Source organism: Ktedonobacter sp. SOSP1-52, assembly GCF_016587395.1.
The window spans coordinates 1,038,733-1,064,559 of record NZ_BNJH01000001.1; the positions used below are offsets into that span (position 1 = coordinate 1,038,733).

The following is a 25,827-nucleotide window of genomic DNA, read 5'->3' on the forward strand; positions in this document are numbered from 1 at the left end:
TCAAAGGCCTTTACATGAGAAGAGATATTCTGGTATGCTTGAGGAACTTTTTTTACACAAAACGCTAGAAAAAATCTGAGCGGATTTTATTTGTGTTGCGTCACTTTTCAGAATAAAAAGGAAGCCATGCGGTCTTTTAATCCTCCACGGCCATGCCGTGTCATAAAAGCCTATCAATCCACTAACGCCGAACCAATTTCATTTGAGGCTGGCGAAAACGTCTACATTAGCGAGAAGGTTGACAGGTGGAATAATAATCCAGAGTGGATCTGGATCTGGTGTACAGACCAGCGCGAGAAGAGTGGCTGGGTTCCCCAGAATTTCCTTCACAAGCATATTGATACATCTATGGGAGTAACTCTGGAGAAATATATAGCCGTAGAATTGACCGCCAATGAAGGCGAAGAATTGCTCGCAAAACAAGAGATAAATGGCTGGCTTTGGTGCGTCAAACGCCTGGGCGAGGCTGGTTGGATACCACTGGAGAATATCGCCTGGTTGTAATAACAGGCAAGGATTATACTGAAAAGATGACACCTTTCCTCTCTTTGCTTGAGAATATCTGCCTGGCTGGAGGATCACTGCTACTCTATGTGCTCCTCGTGGCCTGGGCATGGCGCTCTTCGCGTCCAGAGGCATGGGCTATGTTCATTGTCTCTACGTGCATTGGCATACTTATCACGCTCGATGCAACACTTGTCGCCAACCCGTCATGGGTGTTCTCATTACCCGTACTCATCCTGACCTTGCTCTTTGGCGGCTCGGTCTTCTCTTTCCCCTCGTCCGCCACTATGACTGGTTTACTACGCATTATGGCTGGCTGGGAAGGCTTGTCTATGCCGTTGTCATTAGCCTGCTTATTCCTGGCATTCTCGACAGCAACAACAATGGTTCATCAACCTATACCATCTTTGGACAGGCAGGAGAGAGCATAGGGAGCGCAATCATCCTTATCGAAGGCGTCTTCTGGCTCCCTATGCTCCTCTATGAAGGGCTACGCTGGTACTCCAACCGGAGAGCGAGTACGCGCGCGGACCTCATCAAAAACAAACTGCTCTGATCACTGCGCTATACGCTTACGCATCAGGGCAGCCACTCCCTTGCTAACATCATCCTGAGTCTCAAGCTGGTCAATAACCTGCCCCTGATCTGTGAGTGAGCGATTCTGATTGAGCTTATACTTCCCCTGCAAACGCGTAATTGACATAGTGAATCCAACCACGCCACGGGCCATTTTACATATAGCTTCGTTCTCCGGTTGGAGGAACCAAGCAGGCTTATCTGTACCCTCAAACACATGTACCTGGTCCCCTAATAGGGCCATAAGATCATCAGGATCTTCAACTAGCCTGGGAACACCATAGGCATGCACGACAGCGTAGTTCCAGGTAGGAACGCTTATTGCCGGCTCACTATACCACGAAGGCGAGATATAGGCATGAGGCCCCTGAAAAATAATCAAAACCTCCTGCGAACCATCAAACGTTTTCCACTGTGAGTTGCCCAGGGCGAAATGTCCAAGGAGTTGACCATATGGGCCTGGCTCTGCCTGAAGAATTACAGGTATATGGCTAGCGACCGGAACGCCCTCCTGGTTTGAAATGGCCAGAGCGAAAGGATTACCGCTCATAAAGGCGTGTAGCTTCACCAAATCTTCTTCGCGAAAATGTTTGGGAACGTACATGCTACCTCCTTTTCTCTTTTACAGGCAATTAAGAATCCCTTGGTGTCGCACTTCATATTACAATCCGTCGAATAAAAAGCCTTTTGCTATAGAGCTTGATTTGATCCCTCAGGAACAAATAGCGGCTGTGCTGCAACCTGTAGACTCTCAATATTTTCTGGTAGAAGATAGGTTTGAGAGGTATACACGCAAAACTCCAGCGCGGGACCCATTGTCATTTGTCGCTGCCAGAAGATATCCTGCTGCTCGATGTTAGCAGCCTGGAGCAGGCTATACAATTGAGCATAACTCATACCAGCAGGCTTACCAAACCAGGTAACGCAGCGAATACCAGCAAAAGTCGCGGGAGTAGTCGCCCCATCTTTCAGGCGATACAGGCCACCTGTTCCATAATCAGCCAGCCGCGCAACCTGATTATGAGGCTCCCGACAAATTCCCGAGACAGCCGCTTCATCCACCAGATCAAGCGCGGCCGAGTTCTCAACGAGATACCAGTCTTCATAGACCTCACTTCCCTCACGCATCCATGACAGTTGGGGTATTTCTAGAACGATTGACCCTTTGAAGCCCTGTATCCGTCGCTCTTGCAATATCTGATGAAAAGCGACGAGGCGCTCCTGATACTCCACCTTCTCTACATTGCTTGCTCGCTGATGCCAGAACACATAAGCTAACATAAAATATCCCCCAAGTACTATAAGAAATGCTAATATTTTAGTAAATACAAACCCAGCATTATCTTACACCTCATTTGGACATAAGAAAATGACCAATTTATGTCAAACAGACATACCACCTCTCGCTTACTGAACAGAAGGACTAAATATATATCTCCTCAACTCATAGCGAAGAAGCAGGCACGCCCTTTCTACGAAAAGAATGTGCCTGCTTCTTCTTTGCTTATGCTGATTTGCCGTGTGGCTTAGAACCAGCGCCGGCGACGGCGAGGAGCACGTGCATAGGTACCACGACGGTAGTAATAAGGACGCACGCGATGATAAGCAAAGCCGCTCCAGATGAAGACCAGAATCGCGGCCACAAGAATCGAGCTAACCAGGGGTACACCCGCCAGAAGTGGTTCACCAGCTATACTGAAGTTTAGGAGACCAACCACAATAAAAATCGCCAGGAAGCCCAACAAAACGGCTCCAATGATGCCATCAGGAGCACGACGGCGCGCGATAAGTTCGCCAACAACGCCCACAAGCAGTGCCACCAGGAACCAGACAAGCAGCTTAGTAAAGGTAATAACGAAAGCGGCTAATATCATAATCCTTTATTCCTCCTGCAACTTAATAAGTCGTAGATGCGATTGTGCTTATATTACGTTAAGCAGGAGTATTTGGGTTCAAACTTGCGTCGCGATGCGCTTGCATAGGATGTTGTGATTACACTATAAGCTGGCAAAACTTTTGCTAGCTCTTATTTTTGAAAAAGGTATAAACCAAAACCTAATGTATCGCGCCCCCAACGCACATACGTATCACGCCAGGCACGAATGCGTTTGAGTAGTTCAGGTACATCTGGATCTTCTGAATGCTTTCTGGCATAGAGCTCTATATTGCGCAAATGTAGCCATTCATAACGATCCCACTCATCGTCATTACAGATACAGGCATAGAGGGGAACCAAACCTTCTGTGGAACCAGCGGTAACATTTTGAGTATGGGTCATACATTCATCGCGACTCCCCCCAAAAGCAGCAAGATATTCGGGCTGCGGTTCCTGCTTCCAATATCCATCGCCTAAGAGGATATACCCGCCAGGCTTCACCCAGCTTTTAACCTGCTGGAGTGTAGGCTGAAAACCACCTAAGATGTGGCATCCACCCAAACAGCTCACCAGATCCAGAGATTCCGGCTCAACCTGAAGTGTTGTAACATCCTGTTCTAGAAAAGTAACTTTCTTATGAGGAATCCTTGTGCTCGCTTGAGCTTGAGCTTCAGCGATGAAAGGAGAAGCAAGATCGACACCCTGCGCCTCAGCGCCATAACGCTCGACCAGGCGAAGCAATAATTCGCCCTTTCCAGAAGCAAGATCTAACACCCGCGCCGTATTTACGAAATCCAACAGATCCAACACAGCCTCAATTTTCGCTGAGCTCAAAGGATTACAATAGCGCATTCCCTCATGAGAGATAACAGTATACTTGAAGTGATCCAAAGGTAATTTTCCTTTCTCTTGTTCTCCAGGATTAAACTATAAGAAAAAAGCAGCATGTATAGGTAAGAAAGTCTGGTGTAAAGATGCAACAAGGCGCTCACGATATACGCTGGGGTCTAGTGTGCTGGCTCTTTATGCTAAGCTTGCTGCCTGGTACAATGCAGGCTCAAGCCATTGCCCTTCAAGCGCATGTTGCTCATAGCAATATAAATTACCCTCGCTTTTTACTTTCTTCACTATTAGCTCCTCAAACTATAGCACGCGGGGATGTTTCTAGCTCAATTGCGTTAACATTCGATGATGGGCCAGATCCAACCTATACTCCCCTCGTGCTCAATGTACTCGCGCATTATGGAGTACATGCCACATTTTTCTGTGTTGGAGAGCAAGTCCAAGCTTACCCAGATTTAGCACTACAGGAGAACCAGCAAGGCAACGCCGTAGAGAATCACTCCTGGAGCCATGTAAACCTCACAGTGCTTCCTCTTGATATTATTCGCAAACAAATACAATCCACCTCTACAGAGATAGAGCAAGCTACAGGAATTACGCCAGAGCTTTTTCGGCCTCCCTACGGCTCGACAAACGAAAATGTCAATAATATTGCGAGAGAGTTTGGCCTTACTCAGATATTCTGGTCTATTGATACACAGGACTGGCAACAACCAGGTGTAGATCAGATTGTAAAAACAGTTCTCACTAAGATAAAAGGGGGCGATATTATCTTGATGCACGATGGAGGAGGGGATCGTGCAGAAACGGTACAAGCACTTGCACTCATCATCAGTGAACTACAACAACGAGGCTTCACCTTTATTGTACTATAATCAGCACATCCTTTACAGGGCGACCCAGCGTTAACAACTTCGGTTTTCGCGACGAAATTCACTTTAATAGCAAAGTCGTGGGCGCCACCCCCTGGCAAATGCAGGCTGAGAAATCACGCTCGAAAATGGTGAAAAGGCACGTTATCGTGCGCTCCTAGTTGTGAACGGACATCACTGGGATCCACATTGGCCAGAGCCACCCTTCCCTATTTTGCCCAAATACATTCTCGGCAAACTGCTCGACCAGCTCACACCTCCAAGCTGGTACCTTTCCCATGGCAGATACAACTGCTACGCTTCGCCATACGCCTGTAAGTTGGCAAACTAACCGAGTATGGATTGCCCCAACCAGATCATAAAGCGTTACACATGCATCCAACTGTAAGCTCGGATTTCACAGCCTCTGATGGTTTCAAGAAACCATCATGAGGTAAGCAATTTCACGGGAGAATTCTCTAAGAAACCCTGTAAAATGGCTTAATGTGTAAGCCCCAAGGAAATGCAGTAGCATTTCCTGCATGCTTTCGCGCTGAGAGGCTTACTACGGCGTTTTTTTCTTTAGTAGGTCGCGTAGAACGGCAAAGCGATTTTGTGACCTTTGTAGCACCTCTGAAGACTCAAAGAGGCTGAGGCAGGTACGCATGTTCTGGCTACGTTCATACCACTCTTGCTGGGAATAGAGAAATGTCTGGCGTACTTTGTTAGAGACAGTGACATCAAGCAAGAGAACATAGCGTGTTTTCTCAACATCCACTGGCAGAATAAACTTCTTACAGAGAACCATACGTGGATCATTACAAAGTTGCTTATAGAGTTCTGTGGCATCCTGCAAAGACATATGAGCCTGATCAGGTTGTAGTTGAATGTATAGTGGTGGCGCTTTTAGCACCTGAAGCGCTGAAGACTTAATCTCCCTTGCCTGATAGTTACCCTGACTATGACCTTCTTTTAAAGATGAGGCTGGCTGTTTGAGTGCCTCAATCAACTGACCGTATGACAGGGATGCATACAGATCTACGAGCTGGTGCACATCAGCTGGAATAGCAACGTGATACTCTTTGCTACGTGCCAGGAAGAAAGCTGGCGGATTGTGTAGCGAGCCATCACGGAACTTACAACTTAAAGTCTTCATCAAGGCTGCTATGATGGCTTCCGGTTGTGAATGCTGTTTGAGGTGAACAACATAAATTCCCCACTTGGAGCGATCCTCGCCCAGAATAGTTCCCAGAAACGCTGCTAAGGTTTGTAGACTTTTAACGTTAACGTTATTTAAGTTATTAGTAATTATTTTATTAACGTTAACGTTATTTAAGTCGTTTAAGTCTACCTGATTTTCGGTAATGGAGGCGACTTTTCGCGAAAAGTCGTCCCTTGTCGGATGAAAGTCGACTCTAACAGGCGACTTTTCGCAGCATGAGTCGCCCTTCTCATCAAGAGGGTTGACTTTTTGTGTGCTATGCAGAGAGGAAAAGTCACCTCTCTCAGCTAAAAAGTCGCCCTCTTTTTCCTGAATATGTGAAAAGTCTACACCAAAAGGGAGGCTTTTTGGCATGACTTCCTCTTGCTCCTCCAAGGAGTCTACCTCTAGTAAAGAAAAGTCTGCTTTCTCAGATACAGGTATGGAGAAAGAGTCTACCCTCTGTTGCTTAGAGTCTACTACATTTTGAGTGGATGAAGGAAAAGAGTCTACCCTCTGTTGCTTGGAGTCGATCATTAGATTCTCTGTTGTAGAGGGCCGACTTTTTTTCTGTGGCAATGCAGGTTTCGCTGAGAGCGGAATCTTATAAGAAGGGTCTACCTTTTCTGACTTAGAGGGTCGATTTTTTAGTGTGCTTGCATTGCTCTTAAGTGACAATCGCTTGGAGGACTGGTCCTCTGCTTGCCTGGACGACAGAATTGAATGTGCTGAGGTCGGAAGACTTTTTTGTGCTGTGTCTACCGTTTCGAATTGTTTACTCGGCAGCACACGTTGAACGACGTGTGCAATTTGTACAAGGAGATTCTGTTGCTTTTTAGAGTCTACCCCTTCATGTTGGAAAAGTTGACGAATTTCTTGCAGCATGGGCTGTAGCTCGCTGGGAACTCCCATCTTATCGAAGAAGGTTTGTGGCGAGCTAAAATACAATAGAAAACGCGTCTTCACTTGCTGGGCACTCTGGCGCACCTTAGGGCGATACTCAGCAATAAGGTTGTCTAGCGCTGCAAGTGATTCTGGTGGAATATAGCTGTCTAGTGGGAAGTAGAGCTCTACCTGGCGTTGTCTTCTTCCCTTTACGAAGAAGCCAAGCGCACAAAAGAGTGCCACATATTTATGTGTTGTATCGTAGCTCCAGCCAATGAGCTTACTCAACACACGAATATTTTTGACGGTAATGACGGCGAAGCTCTGTTCCTGCGCTAAGGAAGGTAAAGTGAGCTGCTTAATTGTTGCATAGCGCAGAACTAATCCAAGGAACTCTATACCATTCATTGGAGATGGAAATAGTTTCTCGATTGCCTCTAATGTCGCAGGTTGAACACATTCTCTTGTGACACCTACATCCTTACTTGTATCTTCTATTGTTGGCATTTCCCGGCTATATCGTTTTCGTCCATTCGACGCTATATACATACATCCCCTCACCTGGCAATTTTTTGCAGCGAATATTCCGAGGGATGAGCCTGATATGCGCTTTCATCGACCTTGCCCTGGTCTCCCTATGAGTCCCGTTCACTTGACAAAGGGCAGGCTGTGGCATATTCTAAGCATGTAACTGATACTTTCGTATTGGTTATATGTTTAGGGTGTTGGCCAGTTTTCCAGTGGTTGGCAAAAGGATCTGGATAACTGGCACTTTTTTTGCCTCGGAAAATTCCTCCAGTTGTACAACATTAAGATCTTCCATCCACTTCGCTTCATAACAAAGTATCCTCCCCTACTCCGCTTTTGTGTGACAACTGTACTCTTAGTATCAATGGTTCTAGAGCAGAATTCAATACACCTTTTTATTGCTGCACCTATATTTTTTTTGGTGAGTTGGCTTCTAGAGCCAACTCATCTCTCTGTATTACGCACAATAACGTAGCGGTTTGCGCATGATAACGTAGCCCCCTCTCTCCAGACCTTTAGCCATTTTGGTTAAAAGCCCCTTCAAGGAACTCAAATAGCGGTTTGCGCCTAATAGCGTAGCTCCAAAACGCTAAAAATATCCCGCTGAATAACGTAGCGGGTAGAAAAACTAACAGTGCATGTGCTTATTTGATAGAAGAAAAGATGCACACATACGAGAGCGCGCCTAATAACGTAGCCTATTCACACAATCTTTTTGCAATAATAAGACCCTTACAAGATAAGTAAGAGTAAATTTTGTATAAATTGATGCTTCATCTCTATAGCGAAGGAATGTAAAATCTCTATTTGCTCTGGTAAACTGCCGATTTGGGCAATAAGTGAAGGTTTTAACGAGTAAAATCGAGCTCTATAGGTATGAGTGGTCTGTGTAATTTGCTAGTTATTGGCTGATTTTGCTGCTCTTCAGCCAAGCGCGTCCGGTATTTTGCCTGTTGATTTTTGCCATCAGGATAGGAGTGGAATTAGCTACGCGCGTGATAACGTAGCGGTATGCGCAAATGTGGATGACGAAGTTTTTGAAATTAAAGATGTGGTGATGAGGATGATGGACTACTTTTGTGTCAGATTATTGTGTTAGTAAGGAAACTTCTTTACTCAAAAGTTTGAGAGTATAGTCGCACTCCCTGACAATAAACCGAATTGTGCAGAGAGTGCGACATCCAGGGGATCAATTTGCCTCAGGCAAATAGTGGTTTTGGAGTGCCGAGGTCGCGGCTATCCTAATACGATATTGTAGCCATGTTGGTAACCACTTGCGTTTAGGCAGAGGAGGATTATCCGATACATAAATCCATTCTGATACTAATAAATCAGCTTGTAAGCGATCCATGGCTTTTTCGAAGCGTTTACGCGTTCGATCTGGATCACGTTGATTTACTGGAAGGCTTAATTCCTCTATAATTTTTCCCACCTCACGTTCAATGATGACTCCTCCCTTGGTCGAATTGATACGCATGTGGAAAGTGAAGTAGCGTGCCAGGCGTTTCTCCCACGTTTCGTGATAAGGATCATAGCTGAGCACCTGTTGTAAAAGCCAGGCAACCTGTCGGTTCGCCCCTTGCAGAAATGGTTCCACCCAGCTACCTACTTGGTAGCGCCAGGCAATCGCTATGCTATTTTGTGGTTGTTCCATGGGAGATTTGCCGTTGATCTGCTGTAATTCATGTTGACGAATAATGTCAGTTACATTAATTAATCGGCTTTCACGGGTATAAAGATATGTTTTTGGCTCTTTCTTTGAACGCGATTTGCGCCCTGAATGCTCGCGATCATCTTCAATCCACTGTTCGACACGTATCCAGGTATTGCTCATACGACTCATGCAAGCTGCAACATCTGCAAGATCCTCCTGACGATGACCTGCACGCCGTAGCTTCCCGTTTTCACGCTTCATAATGGGTGAAATCCCCCGATAATCGAGGATAAGTTTTCCCGTAATCCATACACCGTCTTTTTCATCGTGAGGTGCCGCAATAGCCTGGGCCAACATCGCAATTAGCACATCCCCATCTATGTCAGAGAGCTGGCGCACCTGAGACCAGAGTGACTGAATAGTCGCATTATCGAGTTGCGTACTGGGATCGCTAGGACGGAACTCAACATGTGTAGTTCCATTTTCTTTGTTGTAGACAAATGTAGGGACACTTTTAATAGTATCCCAATCTTCTGCTCCAGCCTGGGCGTTACTATAAGCTGCGAGAACAGCCTGTACTGGCTGAGGAGCAGGAATGATCGTGCCCTTGCCGACCACATATGGGGTCTCCGGCAATGTTCGAATAAGAGATGTAGTTGAAGTGCGAGGTGAGAGGCCTTGATAGCTTTTCCAGTAAAGCTCTGCAAGTTTTTGCGCCAACTGGTGTAATTTCAAATAGCGTTCCTGGCGGACGGCCACCTGATAAGATTTGAGCAGGCGTGTCTTAAAGCGCTTGTGGCTACGACTAGTACGAGCATCTACCTCAAGCTGCGTAATTTCTCGAAGCATTTGCTGCTGAATAGCTAGCCCCTCCTCGCCAAGAAACTGGAGGCGATATGGATGCCAGCCACCAGCGCTTGGATCGGCGACCAGGGCAACCTCTCCAAATTGGACGGAAGCAAGGGTGTCGCCTACCAGTAGCGGCATTGAAGGGGCGTCTGCGATATCTGCCACAGAAGGCGAAATAGAGGAGGAAGCAGTTGCGCCTCGTAGATGCTCAGGCAGATAAAAGGCCAGAACAACCGGGGTAGTACTGGCATAGACCATATCTTCTTGCTGGACCCAGGCTTCAACAGTATCATCTGCATCTTTTTTGAGATAGCGGATTTCGGCTAACTGGCCAAGGAGTGTTAAAAAGAGGGTGTGTTGTTGTTCTGGATCAACAGGAACCCATTTATCAGTGCGTAGTTGTTCAGCATCCTCTTCGACCGGGACGATAGGAGGATGCCAGTACCAGATTTCCTGATGTGTATCGGGATCGGTGCCCCATATCGTCCACATACCTGTTATCACATTAAAGCTCCTTCGCTAGTAGGGAGAATCTTCTATCTATTTGGTCCTTTACCTATCTTACGAGAGATCTAGTTGCCACTCCCCTTAGTGCTCAAAAAATAAAAAGGATCAAGCTCCTTTTTATTCTGCACATGGAAACAGTTATATTTACTCTTAAGATTACCGGATTATTTTCTTTTTCTGGATAATCCTTTAGCTTTTAAATTGGAGTACTATCTAGGCAACGTTAGGGAGAGCTATCAGCAACTGAGATTATACCGTTCTGATATGTAATAGAAACAAGCATAACTTATTTTGATAGTGTTAAGTCGACTCAATCTACTGGTCGCATAGGTTGCGCAAAACAGAAAAATGATGTTATTGTTTTGTCTCTCTATATCATATAATACCATTTTTCCTGAGGAAAATCTTCTCTTTAAGATTGTTTACTATATACGTGAAAAGTATTGACTGACTGACTGAACCACTATTTCTTGGCAGTATGTCAAGTCCTGTGTAAAAAGGCAAGATCTGGCTGAGCTTGCGATGCAGGTGGCATCGTGAGCTTGTGAAAGGTCAGACTGCGAATGACGGCATAGAAAAGCAGGAGACAGCTGCCCTCATTGCGAAAGGCAGCAGCCATCTTGTGCGAACGCCGCTTAACTTCGCCAAAGAGTCGCTCACTCACATTGTTGGTCCGAATGCACTTCCAGTGCTCCCTGGGGAAGGCATAGAAGGTGAGGCAGGACTCCAAATCTCGCTGGAGGCACTCCACAGCCGTTGGATAGGCCTTCTGGTACTTCTCAATGAAAGCTGCTACGGCTTGATCAGCCTGTTGTCGGCCTGGCTGAGAGAACAGGGCTTTGAGTTCAGGTTCTACCTGCTCTCGCTGTTTGCTGGGAACATAGCCCAGCACGTTTTCCATTTTGTGCATGACGCACCTTTGCCTCTGCGAAGTGGCAAAGTGGCTGGTCATCGCCTTGATCATGGCCTGATGGCCATCACTGATCCACAAATCCACCTGCTCGATGCCTCGCTGCTTGAGATCCTCAAAGAGGTCTTCCCAGGCGTGCTGATTCTCCCGATCTCCAATGCGAAACGCGAGCACTTCGCGTTCTCCGCTTGTTCGAATGCCGACTGCCGCTAAGATGGGCATCTTGCAGCCTTGCCCATTGTAGATGACGGTGAAGTAGGTTCCATCGACAAAGCCATAAGCATAGTGCTGGGCTAATGGACGGGCTTTCCACTGCTCATACTCCTCCTCAAGCGTATGGAAGACTCGAGAAACGGTTGAGGCGCTGGGATGCGAACCCGTGAGAGTCTCGATAACCTCTCCCACTTTGGCCATACTCACCCCCTTGATAAACATCTCTTCGATGGCTCCATCCAGTTCGTCTCGACGCCTGTGGTAGAGCTCAAACAACTGCGTGTGATAGCCTCCACGCGTGCGAGGAACCGGTAAATCGGGGATCTCTCCCACGGTCGTGTCCAGATGACGCGTGTACTGCCCATTGCGCTGATCACGACGGCTCTGGCTGCGCTCATAGGGTTTGGCCCCAATGAAGGCCGTCACTTCTTCTTCTAACACCTCGATGAGGGCAATGCGAACCGCGTACTGGAGTCGCTCTTTCACCAGGCGCTCAAAGGCATCTTGACTGCTGATGATTTCTTGGATACTGTTGTCTCGAGTGGTCATGGTTCTCCTCCTGGTTGTGTTTTCGACTTGTTACCAGGTTTAGGATACCAGACCTTCTTTTTTACACACTACTCAGGATACTGCCTATTTCTTGTTCCAATTTGCTTCTTAATTATTAAGATCTTGTAATTTGGCTATGTAGTGAGGAAAATCCTCCTAAAAAGTTGTTACACAATGGTTTCGCGAAACCATTGTGTAACAACTTTTTAGGATTGGCTTTAAAAAAGTGGTTTAAGCATTGCAAGTCAAAATGGCTAATGGTATGATGGGACTGACAAAATTGGAGGTGGTGGAGATGACGAGGAAGAAGAGAAAAAAGGTCGGTAAGGCTTTTGGTTTTGAGATTGGCTTACGCAGTGGGAAGGATGCACGTATGAATGATCAGAGGCAGACGGAAGCAATTGTTTTAGCTGCTGTAAACGAAAAAGGAGGAGTTACTAAGACTACCTCAACGGCAAATCTAGCTGTGATGCTTTCCCGACTTGGTTTTCGTGTTCTGGCAATAGATAGTGATCCTCAGGGACATTTAACGTTTACTTTTGGCTATGAGCGTAACACACTAGAACATACTTTATATGATGTACTTCTAGGTAAGGTTGCGTTAAAAGATATTATTCTCCCTACGTGTATTGATTCGGAGTCACTTGCATTTTTTGATCCCGGGACAAATCAAGCGCGTGGCGAGGTTGTGCATGGCCCAGATTTGATTCCCATCAATATGCGTGCAAGTGCCGCTGATGGAGAACTACGAGGCAAGCTCACCTGGCCAGTACTTCTGCGACGAGCTTTAGCTCCTGTAGCCAATCAATATGACTACATCTTGATTGACACTAATCCTTCGCTTGGAGTTTTGACGGTTAATGCACTGTGTGCGTCACAGGTCCTTTTCATACCCCTGATTCCAGAGGTGTTATCTGTCCAGGGATTGGGAGACTTGCTCCAGGTGGTTCACCAGGTGAAGGATGATTCGCTTAATCCTAACCTGGTTATTGCAGGTGTCGTTTTCACAAAGGTACAAAAATACAAAGGTCACCAGGAAATCATAGATACCCTACGAGGGGACCTTTCAAAGGAATTGGGTATTTCTTGTTTTGATTCATACTTGCGCCAGAGCGCTGTTTTTACTAACGCGGCGAACAGGCGCTCTGTTGTTGTAATCAGTGATCCATATAGTGAACATGCTAAGGATTATTGGCGTCTGCTGGAAGAACTCCTCCGGTCTGTAGGTGGACCAGCTCGCGAACCCGTTGAGCGGGTCGTACAGGCCATTCATGCAGACACATTGTAATTACACTGTTCAATCGAGCTTTCTCTGCTATTAAAACCGTTAAACGCTAGGAGGAACGTGTGCCAGGGAGATCTAAAAAATCAGCCTTAGATGTAGGTTACCTCAGGACAGCAACCGCCAATGGCCTTGCTTCAAGCATTTTTACTTCCAAGGTTCAGGAAGAAGAGCAGCGCTTGCTTCACGAAAAGCAGCCCCAACAAATCGATATCGATTTGTTGTTTGATAATCCTTTTCAGCCGCGCGTAGCCATGGAGGAAGAGAGCCTGCAGCAGCTTTCAGAGACTATTGCTAGCCACGGCTTCCAGGGCGTGTTGGTTGCGCGCCCTCACCCTCAACGTCCTGGCACTTATCAATTAACTGCTGGCCATCGACGGCGCGAAGCCGCTAAGCGAGCGGGCCTCAAGAAACTGCCGGTTATTGTTCATTCATGGTCTGATCAAGATATGGCTACTCTGGCCGCGACAGAGAATATTCAGCGCGAAGATCTCTCACCTTTGGAAGAAGGCAAGCTTTTCTTGATTATGATTGACCAAATGGGACTGACTCAGGTAGAGGTTGCAAGCGCGATTAAGAAAGATCGTGGCTATGTACGCAACCGTCTGCGCTTGGCAAAAGCACCGGCAGATATCCAGGCTTTTGTCGAGATGAAGACAGATAGTATGCGTGCTGTCATCTACCTGCTTGATATTGAAGATGTCACAGAGCGTGCTCAGATTATTGCGCAGCTGCTTAATAGAAAGCTTACGACTGAAGACCTTCCCGGATATATTGAAGAACTCAAGCGTCGAAAACGTGAAGGTCTGCTGGCTGAGGATGAGAGTGCTACAAATGCCAATGTAAATGCTGTACTGGCAAGTGAAATAAGCGTCTCTGCTGAACAGAGTTCAGTATCGGCTTCTGCCAGAGAGCGCCTCACAGAAAGTGATCAGGGTGAGTCTTCTAAGGTTACTAACATGTCTCAAGAGCGTGTGCGTAAGACAAAGCTTAAGACGATTCTGCGCTACCTGAGCGACTACCAGAGGTTAGTGTCCGCCAGAAGTGATGATGAAGAAATCTTTGAAGAAGAGCACGATCTCTTGCTACAAATTCAGGATATGGTGCAGCAAATAGTCAGCTCTGTGAAGTAACTTTTCTTGAAGCAACTTAAAAAGGAGCAGACATAGGCGAAATGCGTATGTCTGCTCCTTTTTAAGCTGCTTTAAGCAAGCATTTCTGATGCTGAGTAGTGGAGAGGAGAGAAGACGTTGGGGACCTCCATATCATGGGTGAAACTAATGCCGCCAGAATGCTCAGTGAAGTCATCTGGAAAATGTATAACGCAATGTGCTAGTTGCTGACAAAAAAAGAGAACTGTAGTACGCTTCCGTTTGAAAAGCAAACACAAACAAGGAGCGTACCCGAATGCGAGACAAAGCGACAGTTCTCACCACACTTTTTACCATAATTGACGACACAATGAAAGGGTCAGAGGTGATCGAGCAAGCCTTAGAGCGACCCGGACCCGCCCCACAGCTTTCCGATAGCGAAGTCGTAACCATTGCCTTGTATCAGGAACTCATTGGGGAACCACGAGAAGATCACTTCTTGCGGTTACACCGTGAGCAGTTACGGCCCTTCTTTCCTGGACTCAATGAACGCAGCCGCTACAATCGCCGAAAACGGGCGTTGTGGGCGGTCATCTTGGCCGTTCGAGCCAGCTTGCATCTGGTGCAAGAGGCCCTGCACGTGGAAGAGACGACTGCCATTGACTCGGCCCCTGTTCCCTGCGTGAGCTACAAACGCAGCAAGAAAGCGAGCGATTTTGCGGGTCATGCGGACTATGGCGTCTGCAGCAGTAAAGCGATGAAGTACTTCGGATGCAAGCTCCATAACCTGGTGAGTCTCTCAGGCATGGTTCTGGGCTTCTTGTTCACTCCAGCCAGTCATTACGACAATCAAGCAGTCGTGGAACTGCTTGACTCGGTTGAGCATCACCTCAAGCACCTGCTTGGGGATGGAGCCTACAATGATCAAGCCCTCCAGGAGTACCTGGAACACGCTCGCTCGTTGCGCTTATTAGCTCCCGTCAAAGCAAACCAGCCTGCCAAACGCTCTCCGGAGGCTCAAAAGGCGCTCAATCGCTTGCGCTTGATCTGTGAAACGGTCAATGCCCAGTTGCAAGAGCAGTTTCACCTCTCCAAGCACTACGCAAGGTATTTATGATGTGATATTCACCCTCATTGACTATCCATAGTGGTTGCCCCTGGTAATCCAGCAGTTGCATACTACCATAGTAGCTATGAATCGCATGGGCTAGTACTAGTTTCCGGTGCAAAACACACAAATTGGCTTGAAAAGCTGCTTAGTAGCAACCTATCGGTTTTTGAAGTGATAGGTTGCTTTTGTGTCTCATTGAGAGATCAGCTCTCCTTGAAGCCGCCTGCTTCTTCGCAGCTTTGGTGGCTTGCGCTTGGGCGATATGGCGCAGGTTACTGGCAATGATTCCGAAGCCAATCCACCATTGCATCCCTTCCTGCCCGTGATAGGCACATTTACGCAATCCATAATCGCGTCGCAAGCTGGCAATTCTGCCCTCGATGCCTGCACGCCATCGATAGGCCCGCTTCCATCGTCACGTCCGTTCTACCGCTTGCCGCAGAGGTGAAACCTTCCCTACTGCTGGGATTGCCACCACCTCGACTCCTGCCGTGAGAGCTTGTATCTCGGTGTTCGCGGAATGAACCCCACGATCTCCAGTGAGCATCCTTGGGGGATGATCAAAGAGACGATGATGATGATCCAACGCCTGGAGCCCTTGTCCATGCTCATGCGGTGACTCCAGGATCTGGAACCGGGTCACGATTCCTCCCTCCACCTCGTCGAGCACGACCTGTCGGCCAAACTCGACAGGTGCAGCGCCTTTGTGGCGCGGAATGAGACGCGTGTGAGGTTCGAACAGGCTGAGCTCTTTGTCGCTAGCCGCCACCTGCTTGCCTTCCAAGACCCTGGTGCGTGCCTGGATGATGACACGTTCGACCAGAGGGAGAAGAGGCTGAACCTCAGCCAGCAGGTGCTCTGCCTGCTTCTCAGCCTGGTGGATCAAGTGCGTTCTCACCTGCTTGGCTTGCCGCACCATCTGCTCCGTTGTGGTGATCAACTGCTGATAGAGGGTTCTCAGTTGGTCAGCTTGCCGTTCCTGCTGCTGTTCCCCCCTCTGCTCTTCGCACGAGTCGATGGGGCTTTTGAGCCACCTGACGCGCACTTCGTACTAGCGAGCGGCAGGCCTCTGCCGTTTTCGCGAGTGAGCCTTCCACCAGGGGTTTAGCTCGCGCGACGAAGCGGGAACGCACCCGGACGCTATCGACCAGGAGGCCGCTATCAGTTGGATGATGGATGGTGGTCTGCACACAGGTGCCATCCAGACGTAGTTTCCTCCCTTTGATCACCTTTGCTTGAGCGGCAAGCTCAGCCACTCGATCGTTGAGCGCATGCATGGTGTCAGGACGGATGAAGTGTGCCCAACGAATCGGACAAACAACCTCAGGATCACTTCCACAGGCGTGGAGTGACGTCCGTGCTGGCTGGTCAACCAATAGCGTCGTGCCAGGTCCGCTCGGACGTGTTCCAGCAGGTCCTCATCGTCGAGCAACGCATCCAATCGTTTGAACAGAACGTCGCTCCTCGTGACCTCCTCAGGTGCCTGAGCGAGCTCCTCATCGAAGGGAGCACGTGTAATGAGCATACCTTTTCCCTCCTCTAGAGCTTGTTTTTCACCTCATTTATGTATTTTACCACCAATTTCACTTCACATTCCTGATCCTGAGTCGTCTCAACAGCCTGTTTTGCACCGGAAACTAGTACTAGTATCCATTGCGAAATGCAGCCTGTAGAGCCGCTTCTTGGGCTAATCAGCCTTCTCGAAACGTGACTGAGCGATGGATAGGCTCCTCTGGCCGGAAAGAGAGGAACCAGCCCGGAAGGAGGGAGAAGCCAGAGTAAGTCACTCATGCCTGCGTTGAAATGGGATATTTCCCTGCTCAGTGGTAGAATTGGAGAGGAGGAAAGAGCCATGAAAAGAAAACTATCCCGAATGGAACGGATATTTGCCAAGATAGCGGCTCAGGCAGTCGAGACCGACCCGGTGCTCAGCGAACTGGATGCGGTTTTGGACGCATATCCGCTTGCTCGCCAGGTGTGCGCAAGATTGGATGGGCTAGGGGAGGATGCTATATCGGGAGAAGTGCTGCTGCGTCTGTTGCTCGTCAAGTATCTGTATACCTGGAGTGAGCAGGAAACAGTCGAGCAAGTGGCAGACAGCTTGGTGCTGCGTTGGTTTTGTCGGCTGGAAATGCGGCCAGCGCCCCTCGAGAGCCTCGTGAGCCGGGCAGCGAGTCAGGTGTCTCCTGCTGTGCTGGAAGAACTCGCAAACCGAGTGGAACGGGCGAGTGAGAGGGCGAAAAGCAGCGAGGGACAACTGCGGCCAGAGTTTCGCCAGCGCCAGAGGTAAACGCTCATGTTAATGGACTGCTACGCGCGAGAAGATGTATTTGCGCAGGTGCCCGAGTTGGCAGCAGAGATCGATCCTGTGCTCTCTCGCCTGAACGTGCTGCTTGATGATGACGAGTTGTATCACCAGGTGCGGGCTGACTTCGGCCAACGGTATCAATCTACGTTGGTTCACGGGCGACACTCGACGCCGGTGGAAGTGCTCTTGCGGATGTTCATCCTCAAGCACCTGTATCAGTGGAGCTATAAAGAACTGGAAGGGCGCGTCAAAGATAGCCTGGTCCTGCGCTGGTTCTGTCGGGTCGCCTTCCATGCCGTTCCCGATGCCAGTACGGTGTGGCGCTGGGAACAGACGCTGCGACCGGAAACGATCCATGCCCTGAACGATCGTGTGGTGGAGCTGGCGGCGCAGGCCAGGGTGACCAAAGGGCGCAAGCTGCGGCTGGATGCGACGTGCGTGCAGACCACCATTCATCACCCCACAGACAGCGGGTTGTTGGTGGACAGTGTGCGCGTGCTCTCTCGAATGGTGCAGCGGGCTAGACCGCTGATCCAAGCGCCAGTCAAGAATATCCAACAACTCTGCCGTTCCCGAATGCGCACCGCCCGAAGCACCGCTCAGACGTTGCATCGGCAACTGCGGCGCAAAGGGGAAGACAAGGAAGCCGAGCAGAAGAAACTGTATCAGAAGCTGGTAGAAACCACTGAGCAGATGGTGCAGCAGGCCAGAAAGGTCGTATGCGTGCTGAGCAAGGAGACCCAGCAATCTGCACAACTGCTGGCACGCCAGGCTAAACAGGTCCTGCCTCTGGTGGAGCGGGTCATCACCCAAACCCGCAAGCGCGTGCTGGAGAACAAAAAGGTGCCCGCGGGCGAGAAGGTGCTGAGCCTGTTTGAGCCGCACACCTGTGCCATTCCGCGGCACAAGGGCGGAGCCCTGGTCGAGTTCGGACGACAGGTCATGCTCGATGAGGTCGAGGGAGGCATCGTGACGCGCTACGAGATCCTGGAACACCCGGAAGAGCATGGACAGGCTATCGACGCTGTGGTCCACCATCGGGAGGTGTTTGCCCGACCCCCCCATCTCGTCACTGGCGACCGTGGGGTCCACTCGGCAGACACAGAGGAACGTCTGCGGGCGGCGGGCGTCAAGCGGATCGCTATTCCGGCAATGGGCAAGGTGTCGGAGGAACGGCAGGCGTTAGAACGCACGCGCGGTTTCCGGCGCGGCTATCGCTTCCGCGCGGGTATCGAGGGGCGGATTGCAAGCCTGAGACGCGACTACGGATGGAGTAAATGCCGCCATCACGGGCAGGACGGGATGGAGCGGTGGCTGGGTCTCGGGGTTCTCGCCAGTAATCTCAGGCATATCGCCCAGAAGCAGAGTGCATAACCCCCTCCCTCAGAGGGAAGATCACTCTACCACATAAAACTCAGCAATACATAATCACTGTTGAATTTTCATCGTCTCTATAGGCCACTGGAGCTATTTCGCAATGGATACTAGTACTAGTTAGCGGTGCAAAACGCAGCCTCTGAAGCGGCTTGAGAGCAGAAAGCGTGCAGAAGAGAGATGGTGGAAGAAGAAAGATGTGCTCAAGTGGAAGAGAAAGGATCGCTGATGCTCATCGATAGGTATCAACCCGAAGATGTGTTCGCACGGGTGCCAGAACTAGCTGCTCAAATCGATCCAGTGCTCCAACAACTGGATGGGTTGCTCGACGACGATGAGATGTTCATGCAGGTGAAAACGGATTTGAGCAGACGACACCGCTGGACACTGGTGCATGGTCGGCATTCGACGCCTGTGGAAGTCATCCTGCGCATGCTCATCTGTAAACACCTGTATCAGTGGAGCTTTCAAGAGACAGAGGAACGAGTGAAAGATAGCCTGGTGCTGCGCTGGTTCTGCCGGGTTTCCTTTGAGCGCGTCCCCGATGATACGACCCTGATCCGTTGGGCAGGGACGATCCACCCACAAACGCTTCATCTGCTCAATGACCGAGTACTGTATCTGGCTTGCCAAGCCAAGGTGATACGTGGGCGGAAGCTACGCGTGGATGCGACGTGTGTCCAAACCACCATTCATCATCCCACAGACAGCGGCTTGCTCATAGAGAGTGTGCGAACCCTTTCGCGATTCGTGCGACAAGCCAAGCCATACGTCGAGGGGGAAATCAAACAGGTCAAGCAAGCGTGCCGCAGTCGACTCCGTTCAGCATGGCGAGTAGCTCAATCGCTCCATCGGCTCTTACGTCGCAAAGGAGAAGAGAAGTTGATACAGCAGAAAGAGCTCTACCATCGCCTCATTACCACGACAGAGCACATGATTTGGCAAGCTGAACACGTCGAGCATGCCTCGCCACGCGGACGCAAAGGGCGAATCGGGAAAAGGTGCAGCGGCTGCTCGCCCACGTGGAACAGGTCGTCCCTCTCATCGGTCAAGTGATTGCGCAAAGCCGGGCGCGAGTGCTTGAGGGAGGAAGGTCGCGTCCCAGGAAAACGTGCCCAGTTTGCATGAGCCTCACACGCGCTTGATTCCCCGCTACAAAGGAGGAGCCCTCGTGGAGTTCGGCCGACAAGTGGTGCTCGATGAGGTGGAAGGAGGGCTCGTCACGCGGTATCAGGTGCTTGCCAACGGAGAATCCGATCGCGGACAGGGAATATGCGCTGTGGCTCACCATCAGCAGCTTTTTGGGCATCATCCTCCCCGCATCCTTGCGGGTGATCGCGATATTCACACCAAAACGACGGTGGAGCAAGCCTGTGCAGCCGGGGGAAAGACGGTTGCGATTCCTTCCTTGGGAACCGCCTCAGCCGATCGGCGAGCCGAAGAGCAGTCACGCCCATGGAAGCGAGCCTATCGCTGGCGTGCGGGTATCGAGGGGCGGATTCATAGCCTTCGCCGTGATTATGGGTTGGACAAATGTGCCTATCACGGGCAGGTAGGGATGGAGCGGTGGGTTGGCTTGGGCGTGCTTGCCAGTAACCTCCGTCGAATTGCCCAGGCAACCGTCGCCTAAAACCCAGCAACAGAAAATAGAATGACTCAACCAGGAAATGATCAACACCAAACCGCTTTCTTGCCTAGTTTTCCAAACCGCACCGCCGTACTCAAGGCCAATCCGTTTCTGTCCCAAATATATTTAGAAGAGACACAGCAATGCAAGCAAAAGCGTAGAGCCAGTCTGTTCGACGATTCATGTCAAGTTGTTCGAAGATTGGTGTTTACCACCAAGTAATAAAGATTCCAGCCGGGTTGTCAATTTTGCCCGCAATGGTTTCACGAAACCATTGCGGGCAAAATTGACAACCCGGCTGGCTTATCTCCGGCGAAAATGTATGTTTAAAGTGTGTTTATCCTGCCTGGCGCTTCATGATGTAGTTGTATTTGAAGTAACCTATGGGAGATAATATAAATATCATCTCCCAGTTATCAGGCTGGCCTATACAGTCGGGGTAACACAAGAGACGTTACTTTTTTCATTTACTTATACGTGAGGAAAAAGTCGAGATGCTATTTTTTCTAGCAGAAAAACATCTCTTGATTGTGTCTTAGTTAAGAAGGAGAATCTATAAATGTGTTATGACGATAATGCGCGTCCACCTATTCCTGATGGCGAACGTGGGGCTGCTCATGGTGATGATGTAGTTTTAAACTCTGCTGATGGCGCCCGTTTTATGGCCTACTTTGCGTGTCCCGAGAAGCCAGGCAAGGGCCAGGTTATCATCTATCCTGATGTGCGAGGCCTGCATCAGTTTTACAAAGAGCTGGCGCTACGTTTCGCGGAGGTTGGCATTTCGGCCATAGCTATCGACTATTTCGGTCGTACTGCTGGCATATCTTCACGCGACGAGTCGTTCGAGTTTATGCCTCATGTGCAGCAGGTAAAATTGAATACCTTTTTCCAGGATGTGCAGGCTGGACTAAACTACCTGCGCGAGAATGTTGATGCGCAGGGCGCAACCTTCCCAGTTGGCTTTTGCATGGGTGGCGCGCTCTCGCTGCAGTCTGCCACTCGTTCAGAATTCGGTTTTAAGGGCGTTATCGCCTTTTACGCAGGCCTTAAAAGAGCCTTTGGCGGTGGTGCTACTGCTTTGGAGCAGGCCGATAAAATCGTGTATCCAGTGCTAGGTCTCTTTGGTGGGGCTGATCAGGGGATTCCCGTTAGCGATGTGCGCGAGCTGGAGGCGAAGCTACAGCAGAAGGGTATCGAGGAGAAGATTCTGGTGTACGAGGGCGCTCCCCATAGCTTCTTTGATCGCCGTGCCAGCGATTACGCCGAGGCTTCATCAGATGCCTGGAGACAGATGTTAAGTTTTATCGCCAGCCATAGCTAAATTGCGTTATAGCTAACCTACAAAGCAAAAGGAGTGTCCAACTCAAATAAGGTGAATTGGACACTCCTTTTGCTTTAGCGTTATGAATAATTAGGCTGCAAGTGAGATACGCACCACAACTGCGGTGATATTATCAGGTCCGCCCTGCTCATTTGCTCGCGCGATCAGACGTTGTGTGCTCTCCTCCGGGCCATACTGTTGCGCAATACTACGCAACTCATCTTCCCCAATAAGAGTGTGTAGTCCGTCGGTACAGAGAATCAGGATATCACCATCCTGGGTGTGCTCGGATGTTGTGTAAACCTCTACATCGGCTTGAGTACCCAGGCAACGCGTAATGACATTGCGCTTATCATGATTTTTTGCCTCTTGGGGCGTTAAATTTCCCAGGAGTACCTGTTCCGCGACCCAGGAATGATCTTGCGCAAGTTGGAGCAATCTATTACCACGAACAATGTAAGCCAGGCTGTCGCCAACGTTAGCAATGTAGATGAAGTTGTCTTTAAGGATCGCCGCCACGCAGGTCGTTCCCATTCCGTTCTTCCGAGCTTCTTGATCTTCATTACCCAACTGCTCATCGTTGTGACGATATATCTCACTATTGGCGACTTCAATTGCATGACACAACGCTACCTGTAGATCCTCACTGGTATCCTGATAATATGCCTCATGTATATACTTCACTGCGAGATTGCTGGCAACCTCTCCCTTCATATGTCCACCCATACCATCGGCGACAACGAAAAGCGCACCTTTCTGAGCCATAGTATTCGGATCTTCTGGCACAATAGAGATCATCGTATCTTCATTTACTGCACGTTTGCGTCCAATATCGGTAAGTGAGCCAACATTGAGGCTGATGGATGCGGATGCTAGCGCGTGGCGTCGTTCCAGACCAAGCAGACGTTTGCAATGCACTATCAGTGAATGCATATGTTCTGATCCAGCACTCGCTATAGTGTCGTAAAAAATGGAACTCCAGAAGCGCGCCAGGCTACCCTTGTAGCGTAGCTCATCCCTATAACAGTCGAGAAAGACCTGGCGCATATGCCGACCATACTCTTGTCTGAACTGGCGTGGATAGAGGTAAAGGAGCACACTGTAGAAGCTCTCTCCGACGCGAGAAGGGTGTCTGGCTGGCGTTATGCTCATAAGATTCCTCCTGCTATACCTGGATTAGGAAGTAGCTGTTTGATGTGTGCCACACGAACAAGCCGCTCAAGTCGATATGCCTCAGCCTGGGCAGCACGACGCCCCATATCCGTTAGCCGATAATAACGTCGACGCTCATCATCCATATCTGGATCGGGCCGCTCTCCCGACTCTGCAATCAGCCCGTCTGCGAGCATGCGCTTGATCGAGCCATAAAGGGTACCAGGACCCATACGCATTTGCCCATCGGTTCGTGTCGCGACCTCTTGCATGATACTATAGCCGTGGCGTTCTTTGTCCGCCAGCGCCAGCAGAATGTGAAAGACGGCTGGCGTGAGAGGTAACATTTCCTCTGGACTTTTTTGCGAGTGTTTCATGAAACCATCCATCCGCTTCTATCTGACCGCTTATAAACCCACTACTAATATGCCTACTTTTACTATATCATCCTTTGATGTATCTGTAATGGATATATAACATGGTTGTATCGGCATTGTCAAGGGGTATTTACTTCTCTACCAGGGTTTCTCAAAAGTCCGGTGAGAGGTGAAAAGGAAGAGTCAATCCAGTAGAATGCAGGGACTCAAAAACCCAAAGCATTCAAGGAGCGACTCATGATGGACTATACAGCATTGTTGAAAGAAAGCCAAACGGAAGGGGTCTTCTCATCGAGGCAAGTCCCATCCTTGTATCTGGTCTGCCAACAGCTCACAGATGGAAGAAAAGCACGAGGGAAGCGCTATGACCTTGCAGGAATACTGCTGGTGCTGGTCTGGGCAAAACTGGCGGGAATGAGCAGTATCCTGGCGGTCAGTGAATGGGCAAAAGATCAGGAGGCAGCGATCTGCAGCAGTGTGGGGCTGGGGTGGAAGCACATGCCCTGTGCTAACACCTACAGCTATGCCCTGGAACGTTTAGACAGTCAACAGGTCAATGCCCATCTGGCCGCCTGGTTTGTACGCCAGATGGCCCAACGACCGGGAGAAGAACGAGACGACCGGCACGCCCACCTGGCCATTGATGGCAAAACACTGAAAAGTACGGGAGAGCAGGCCTATGGAGGAGAGCATCCGCAACAACACCTCTTGCATATTTATGAAGCAGAAACTGGTGTCGTCCTCCAACAAATTCCGATTGGCACCAAGACCAATGAGGTCGGAGCTCTCAAACCGTTTCTGACCGAAGTGTTGTGCAAAGGGCGAGTGATCACTGCTGATGCAGCGCAAAGCTATCATGAATTTCCACGCCTCATCAAGCGGGCTGGTGGCGAGGTCATTCTTATCATCAAGGACAATACGCCCAATGCTTTCGCCGATCTCGAACTGTTTTTTGAAGATCCATACGCAGATCGACGGACGTGGCAATCGTTTAGCCAACTTGAAAAGGGCCACGGTCGTCTCGAACGTCGCTCAATCCTCACTAGCCCTGATCTCAATGGCTTGTTCTTTCCAGATTGGGGGGAGATTGGGCAAGTGTTTCGTTTGCAACGCGAGCGAACGATCAAGGGAAAGCACTGTTGTGAAGTCTGGTATGGATTGACGACGCTTTCTCCGCGCCACTGTCTGCCAGAACGTCTTCTCCGCTACATTCGGGCACACTGGAGAGTGGAAAATCATCTTCACTGGCGGCGGGATGCGCTCTTAGGAGAAGATCGGTGCCGAGTTCGTTGTGTCCCCGTGATGGAAATGCTAGCTGTGCTTAATACGGTGGTTCTGTCCTTCATGCAGCTCCATCGGGTTTCTACGGTTGCCAAGCAATTGCGTCGTTTCTCTTTTCATCCTGAGGAGGCCCTTTCCTGGTTGTTTCAGGACTTTTGAGAAACCCTGACTTCTCTACTGAAGATAATTTTTTAAGCAGCAGAGAAACATCAGTGGGTCACATGCGATTTTACTAGTGCGTTTTCTCAATTACATAACAAAATAACGTGAGTATTCAAACACTCACGTTATCAGCTCGAAAAGGTCCGGCAATATGTATTACATAAGGAGATCGATGGTTCAAACAGGTTTGATGCGATCAGTCTCAAATTCCTCTTCGATCTGAAAGCCGAGTTTCTGGTAAATATGCTGGGCTGCATCATTGCCAACGGTTACAAAGAGCACGAGTTCTTTCTCACTTTGAGTTAATAGCGCGTTGATACTCTTTTTGAGCAGAAAGGTTGCTATCCCTTTCCCTTTGGCATCGGGTTGAGTCATGAGAAAAGATAGTAGCGGCCGTTTCTTTCCTGTCCGGTCATTTGTCCAATCAGCACTGACGCAGCCAGTATATGTTCCTGCTCCTCAATGAGAAAAGAGCATGTTGTCAATACAGGGCCATATTTCCCTGCAAATGTCCCCTCTATTTCTTTCTGGGCTTCGCCCGATGCCTCGCCTTCATCATCGATAGTGTTGCGATAGGCTTCATACAATAACTTCCCAAGAAGTGGAGCATTGTGCTGTGAAATAGGACGAGCGCTCAGATTGAAGCTTCTTGTTGCTCTGTGAGTGCCAGGCGCATCATCTAACGTTTCAGCCTTTGCGACATACTTTCTTTGTTTCTCCGTTTCTCGATAGATACATGAAATTATCAATGGCTCTTAAGTATATCTTGGAATAGGATGTCTTTCCAATGAGATG

The 25,827-nt window shown here is 49.2% G+C and carries 20 protein-coding genes and 4 pseudogenes; 11 read left to right on the top strand and 13 right to left on the bottom strand.

The genetic code is table 11. The features are described 5' to 3' along the window. The first annotated feature begins 126 nt into the window (after nt 1-126). Together JMJ16_RS04730 and JMJ16_RS04735 are read left to right on the top strand one after the other, a co-directional pair. Nucleotides 127-504, top strand: a complete 378-nt coding sequence (locus JMJ16_RS04730; RefSeq protein WP_201378840.1) for an SH3 domain-containing protein — start codon at nt 127-129, stop codon at nt 502-504. A 208-nt stretch (nt 505-712) separates the two neighbouring features. Next, the gene (locus tag JMJ16_RS04735; protein ID WP_201378842.1) at nt 713-1,060 is read left to right on the top strand and encodes a hypothetical protein; all 348 of its coding nucleotides are present in this window, start codon (nt 713-715) and stop codon (nt 1,058-1,060) included. On the opposite strand, the gene JMJ16_RS04740 is transcribed toward JMJ16_RS04735, so the two are convergent. The 4 genes from JMJ16_RS04740 to JMJ16_RS04755 all read right to left on the bottom strand — a co-directional run bounded on the left by JMJ16_RS04740 (nt 1,061) and on the right by JMJ16_RS04755 (nt 3,847). After that, nucleotides 1,061-1,684, bottom strand: coding sequence for an FMN-binding negative transcriptional regulator (locus tag JMJ16_RS04740; RefSeq protein WP_201378844.1), 624 nt, complete (start codon nt 1,682-1,684; stop codon nt 1,061-1,063). An 86-nt stretch (nt 1,685-1,770) separates the two neighbouring features. Further along, nucleotides 1,771-2,361, bottom strand: coding sequence for a hypothetical protein (locus JMJ16_RS04745; RefSeq protein ID WP_201378846.1), 591 nt, complete (start codon nt 2,359-2,361; stop codon nt 1,771-1,773). 245 nt (nt 2,362-2,606) lie between these two features. Then, nucleotides 2,607-2,954 carry a transglycosylase gene (locus JMJ16_RS04750; protein WP_201378848.1) on the bottom strand — a complete coding sequence of 116 codons (348 nt, stop codon included), beginning with the start codon at nt 2,952-2,954 and terminating at the stop codon, nt 2,607-2,609. Between the two features lie 152 nt (nt 2,955-3,106). Then, entirely contained in the window at nt 3,107-3,847 is a 741-nt protein-coding gene (locus tag JMJ16_RS04755) for a cyclopropane-fatty-acyl-phospholipid synthase family protein (protein WP_201378849.1), read from the bottom strand. Nucleotides 3,848-3,930: 83 nt separating this feature from the next. Between JMJ16_RS04755 and JMJ16_RS04760 the strand changes: the two genes are divergently transcribed. Continuing rightward, entirely contained in the window at nt 3,931-4,674 is a 744-nt protein-coding gene (locus tag JMJ16_RS04760) for a polysaccharide deacetylase family protein (RefSeq protein ID WP_201378850.1), read from the top strand. A 541-nt stretch (nt 4,675-5,215) separates the two neighbouring features. On the opposite strand, the gene JMJ16_RS04765 is transcribed toward JMJ16_RS04760, so the two are convergent. From JMJ16_RS04765 to JMJ16_RS04775, 3 genes are all read right to left on the bottom strand, one after another. Next, nucleotides 5,216-7,285, bottom strand: coding sequence for a hypothetical protein (locus JMJ16_RS04765; RefSeq protein WP_201378851.1), 2,070 nt, complete (start codon nt 7,283-7,285; stop codon nt 5,216-5,218). Nucleotides 7,286-8,453: 1,168 nt separating this feature from the next. Further along, entirely contained in the window at nt 8,454-10,271 is a 1,818-nt protein-coding gene (locus tag JMJ16_RS04770; protein ID WP_201378853.1) for a hypothetical protein, read from the bottom strand. 484 nt (nt 10,272-10,755) lie between these two features. Continuing rightward, nucleotides 10,756-11,946 (bottom strand): IS256 family transposase, encoded by a 1,191-nt coding sequence (locus tag JMJ16_RS04775; protein ID WP_201378855.1) that lies wholly within the window; start codon nt 11,944-11,946, stop codon nt 10,756-10,758. Nucleotides 11,947-12,196: 250 nt separating this feature from the next. On the opposite strand from JMJ16_RS04775, the gene JMJ16_RS04780 reads away from it, so the two are divergent. Beyond that, nucleotides 12,197-13,234, top strand: coding sequence for a ParA family protein (locus tag JMJ16_RS04780; protein WP_201378857.1), 1,038 nt, complete (start codon nt 12,197-12,199; stop codon nt 13,232-13,234). Between the two features lie 59 nt (nt 13,235-13,293). After that, nucleotides 13,294-14,361, top strand: coding sequence for a ParB/RepB/Spo0J family partition protein (locus tag JMJ16_RS04785; protein WP_201378858.1), 1,068 nt, complete (start codon nt 13,294-13,296; stop codon nt 14,359-14,361). Between the two features lie 71 nt (nt 14,362-14,432). Here the strand turns inward: JMJ16_RS04785 and JMJ16_RS56720 are convergent, their stop codons facing one another. Beyond that, nucleotides 14,433-14,618, bottom strand: coding sequence for a glycoside hydrolase family 52 protein (locus JMJ16_RS56720; RefSeq protein ID WP_201378860.1), 186 nt, complete (start codon nt 14,616-14,618; stop codon nt 14,433-14,435). Nucleotides 14,619-14,689: 71 nt separating this feature from the next. Here JMJ16_RS56720 and JMJ16_RS04795 point away from each other — a divergent pair, with 71 nt between their 5' ends. Next, entirely contained in the window at nt 14,690-15,436 is a 747-nt protein-coding gene (locus JMJ16_RS04795; protein ID WP_374228984.1) for an IS982 family transposase, read from the top strand. Here JMJ16_RS04795 and JMJ16_RS56725 read toward each other — a convergent pair. Then, a pseudogene (locus JMJ16_RS56725) lies at nt 15,423-15,530 on the bottom strand (glycoside hydrolase family 52 protein); the annotation flags it as partial. The gene JMJ16_RS04795 and the pseudogene JMJ16_RS56725 overlap by 14 nt on opposite strands. Before the next feature lie 141 nt (nt 15,531-15,671). Next, nucleotides 15,672-16,955: pseudogene (locus tag JMJ16_RS04805) on the bottom strand (ISNCY family transposase); the annotation flags it as partial. A 327-nt stretch (nt 16,956-17,282) separates the two neighbouring features. Between JMJ16_RS04805 and JMJ16_RS04810 the strand changes: the two are divergent. The 4 genes and pseudogenes from JMJ16_RS04810 to JMJ16_RS04830 all read left to right on the top strand — a co-directional run bounded on the left by JMJ16_RS04810 (nt 17,283) and on the right by JMJ16_RS04830 (nt 22,060). Beyond that, nucleotides 17,283-17,720 carry a transposase gene (locus JMJ16_RS04810; protein ID WP_201378866.1) on the top strand — a complete coding sequence of 146 codons (438 nt, stop codon included), beginning with the start codon at nt 17,283-17,285 and terminating at the stop codon, nt 17,718-17,720. A gap of 6 nt (nt 17,721-17,726) precedes the next feature. After that, nucleotides 17,727-19,112: an ISNCY family transposase gene (locus JMJ16_RS04815; RefSeq protein ID WP_201378868.1), complete on the top strand. Its 1,386-nt coding sequence runs from the start codon at nt 17,727-17,729 to the stop codon at nt 19,110-19,112. A gap of 228 nt (nt 19,113-19,340) precedes the next feature. Then, nucleotides 19,341-20,742: pseudogene (locus tag JMJ16_RS56730) on the top strand (ISNCY family transposase). Between the two features lie 556 nt (nt 20,743-21,298). Next, the gene (locus tag JMJ16_RS04830; RefSeq protein WP_201378872.1) at nt 21,299-22,060 is read left to right on the top strand and encodes a dienelactone hydrolase family protein; all 762 of its coding nucleotides are present in this window, start codon (nt 21,299-21,301) and stop codon (nt 22,058-22,060) included. Between the two features lie 90 nt (nt 22,061-22,150). Here the strand turns inward: JMJ16_RS04830 and JMJ16_RS04835 are convergent, their stop codons facing one another. Both JMJ16_RS04835 and JMJ16_RS04840 read right to left on the bottom strand, forming a co-directional pair. Further along, on the bottom strand, nt 22,151-23,212 hold the full coding sequence (locus JMJ16_RS04835; protein WP_201378874.1) for a Stp1/IreP family PP2C-type Ser/Thr phosphatase: 1,062 nt from the start codon (nt 23,210-23,212) through the stop codon (nt 22,151-22,153). Next, a complete protein-coding gene (locus JMJ16_RS04840) occupies nt 23,209-23,589 on the bottom strand; it encodes a PadR family transcriptional regulator (RefSeq protein WP_201378876.1) in 381 nt (126 codons plus the stop codon). The genes JMJ16_RS04835 and JMJ16_RS04840 overlap by 4 nt, the downstream gene beginning before the upstream one ends. 237 nt (nt 23,590-23,826) lie before the next feature. On the opposite strand from JMJ16_RS04840, the gene JMJ16_RS04845 reads away from it, so the two are divergent. Further along, the gene (locus JMJ16_RS04845) at nt 23,827-25,029 is read left to right on the top strand and encodes an ISAs1 family transposase (protein ID WP_236601193.1); all 1,203 of its coding nucleotides are present in this window, start codon (nt 23,827-23,829) and stop codon (nt 25,027-25,029) included. Nucleotides 25,030-25,209: 180 nt separating this feature from the next. Here JMJ16_RS04845 and JMJ16_RS04850 read toward each other — a convergent pair. Then, a pseudogene (locus JMJ16_RS04850) lies at nt 25,210-25,473 on the bottom strand (GNAT family N-acetyltransferase); the annotation flags it as partial. Nucleotides 25,474-25,827: the final 354 nt, after the last annotated feature.

Coding starts and splice junctions, on each gene's coding strand:
- JMJ16_RS04830 (WP_201378872.1), top strand. CDS start 21,299: ATGTGTTATGACGATAATGCGCGTCCACCTATTCCTGATGGCGAACGT.
- JMJ16_RS04840 (WP_201378876.1), bottom strand. CDS start 23,589: ATGAAACACTCGCAAAAAAGTCCAGAGGAAATGTTACCTCTCACGCCA.
- JMJ16_RS04845 (WP_236601193.1), top strand. CDS start 23,827: ATGATGGACTATACAGCATTGTTGAAAGAAAGCCAAACGGAAGGGGTC.
- JMJ16_RS04775 (WP_201378855.1), bottom strand. CDS start 11,946: ATGACCACTCGAGACAACAGTATCCAAGAAATCATCAGCAGTCAAGAT.
- JMJ16_RS04750 (WP_201378848.1), bottom strand. CDS start 2,954: ATGATATTAGCCGCTTTCGTTATTACCTTTACTAAGCTGCTTGTCTGG.
- JMJ16_RS04835 (WP_201378874.1), bottom strand. CDS start 23,212: ATGAGCATAACGCCAGCCAGACACCCTTCTCGCGTCGGAGAGAGCTTC.
- JMJ16_RS04795 (WP_374228984.1), top strand. CDS start 14,690: ATGAAAGGGTCAGAGGTGATCGAGCAAGCCTTAGAGCGACCCGGACCC.
- JMJ16_RS04815 (WP_201378868.1), top strand. CDS start 17,727: ATGTTAATGGACTGCTACGCGCGAGAAGATGTATTTGCGCAGGTGCCC.
- JMJ16_RS04740 (WP_201378844.1), bottom strand. CDS start 1,684: ATGTACGTTCCCAAACATTTTCGCGAAGAAGATTTGGTGAAGCTACAC.
- JMJ16_RS04730 (WP_201378840.1), top strand. CDS start 127: ATGCGGTCTTTTAATCCTCCACGGCCATGCCGTGTCATAAAAGCCTAT.
- JMJ16_RS04810 (WP_201378866.1), top strand. CDS start 17,283: ATGAAAAGAAAACTATCCCGAATGGAACGGATATTTGCCAAGATAGCG.
- JMJ16_RS04745 (WP_201378846.1), bottom strand. CDS start 2,361: ATGTTAGCTTATGTGTTCTGGCATCAGCGAGCAAGCAATGTAGAGAAG.
- JMJ16_RS04760 (WP_201378850.1), top strand. CDS start 3,931: ATGCAACAAGGCGCTCACGATATACGCTGGGGTCTAGTGTGCTGGCTC.
- JMJ16_RS04735 (WP_201378842.1), top strand. CDS start 713: ATGGGTGTTCTCATTACCCGTACTCATCCTGACCTTGCTCTTTGGCGG.
- JMJ16_RS04765 (WP_201378851.1), bottom strand. CDS start 7,285: ATGTATATAGCGTCGAATGGACGAAAACGATATAGCCGGGAAATGCCA.
- JMJ16_RS04780 (WP_201378857.1), top strand. CDS start 12,197: ATGGCTAATGGTATGATGGGACTGACAAAATTGGAGGTGGTGGAGATG.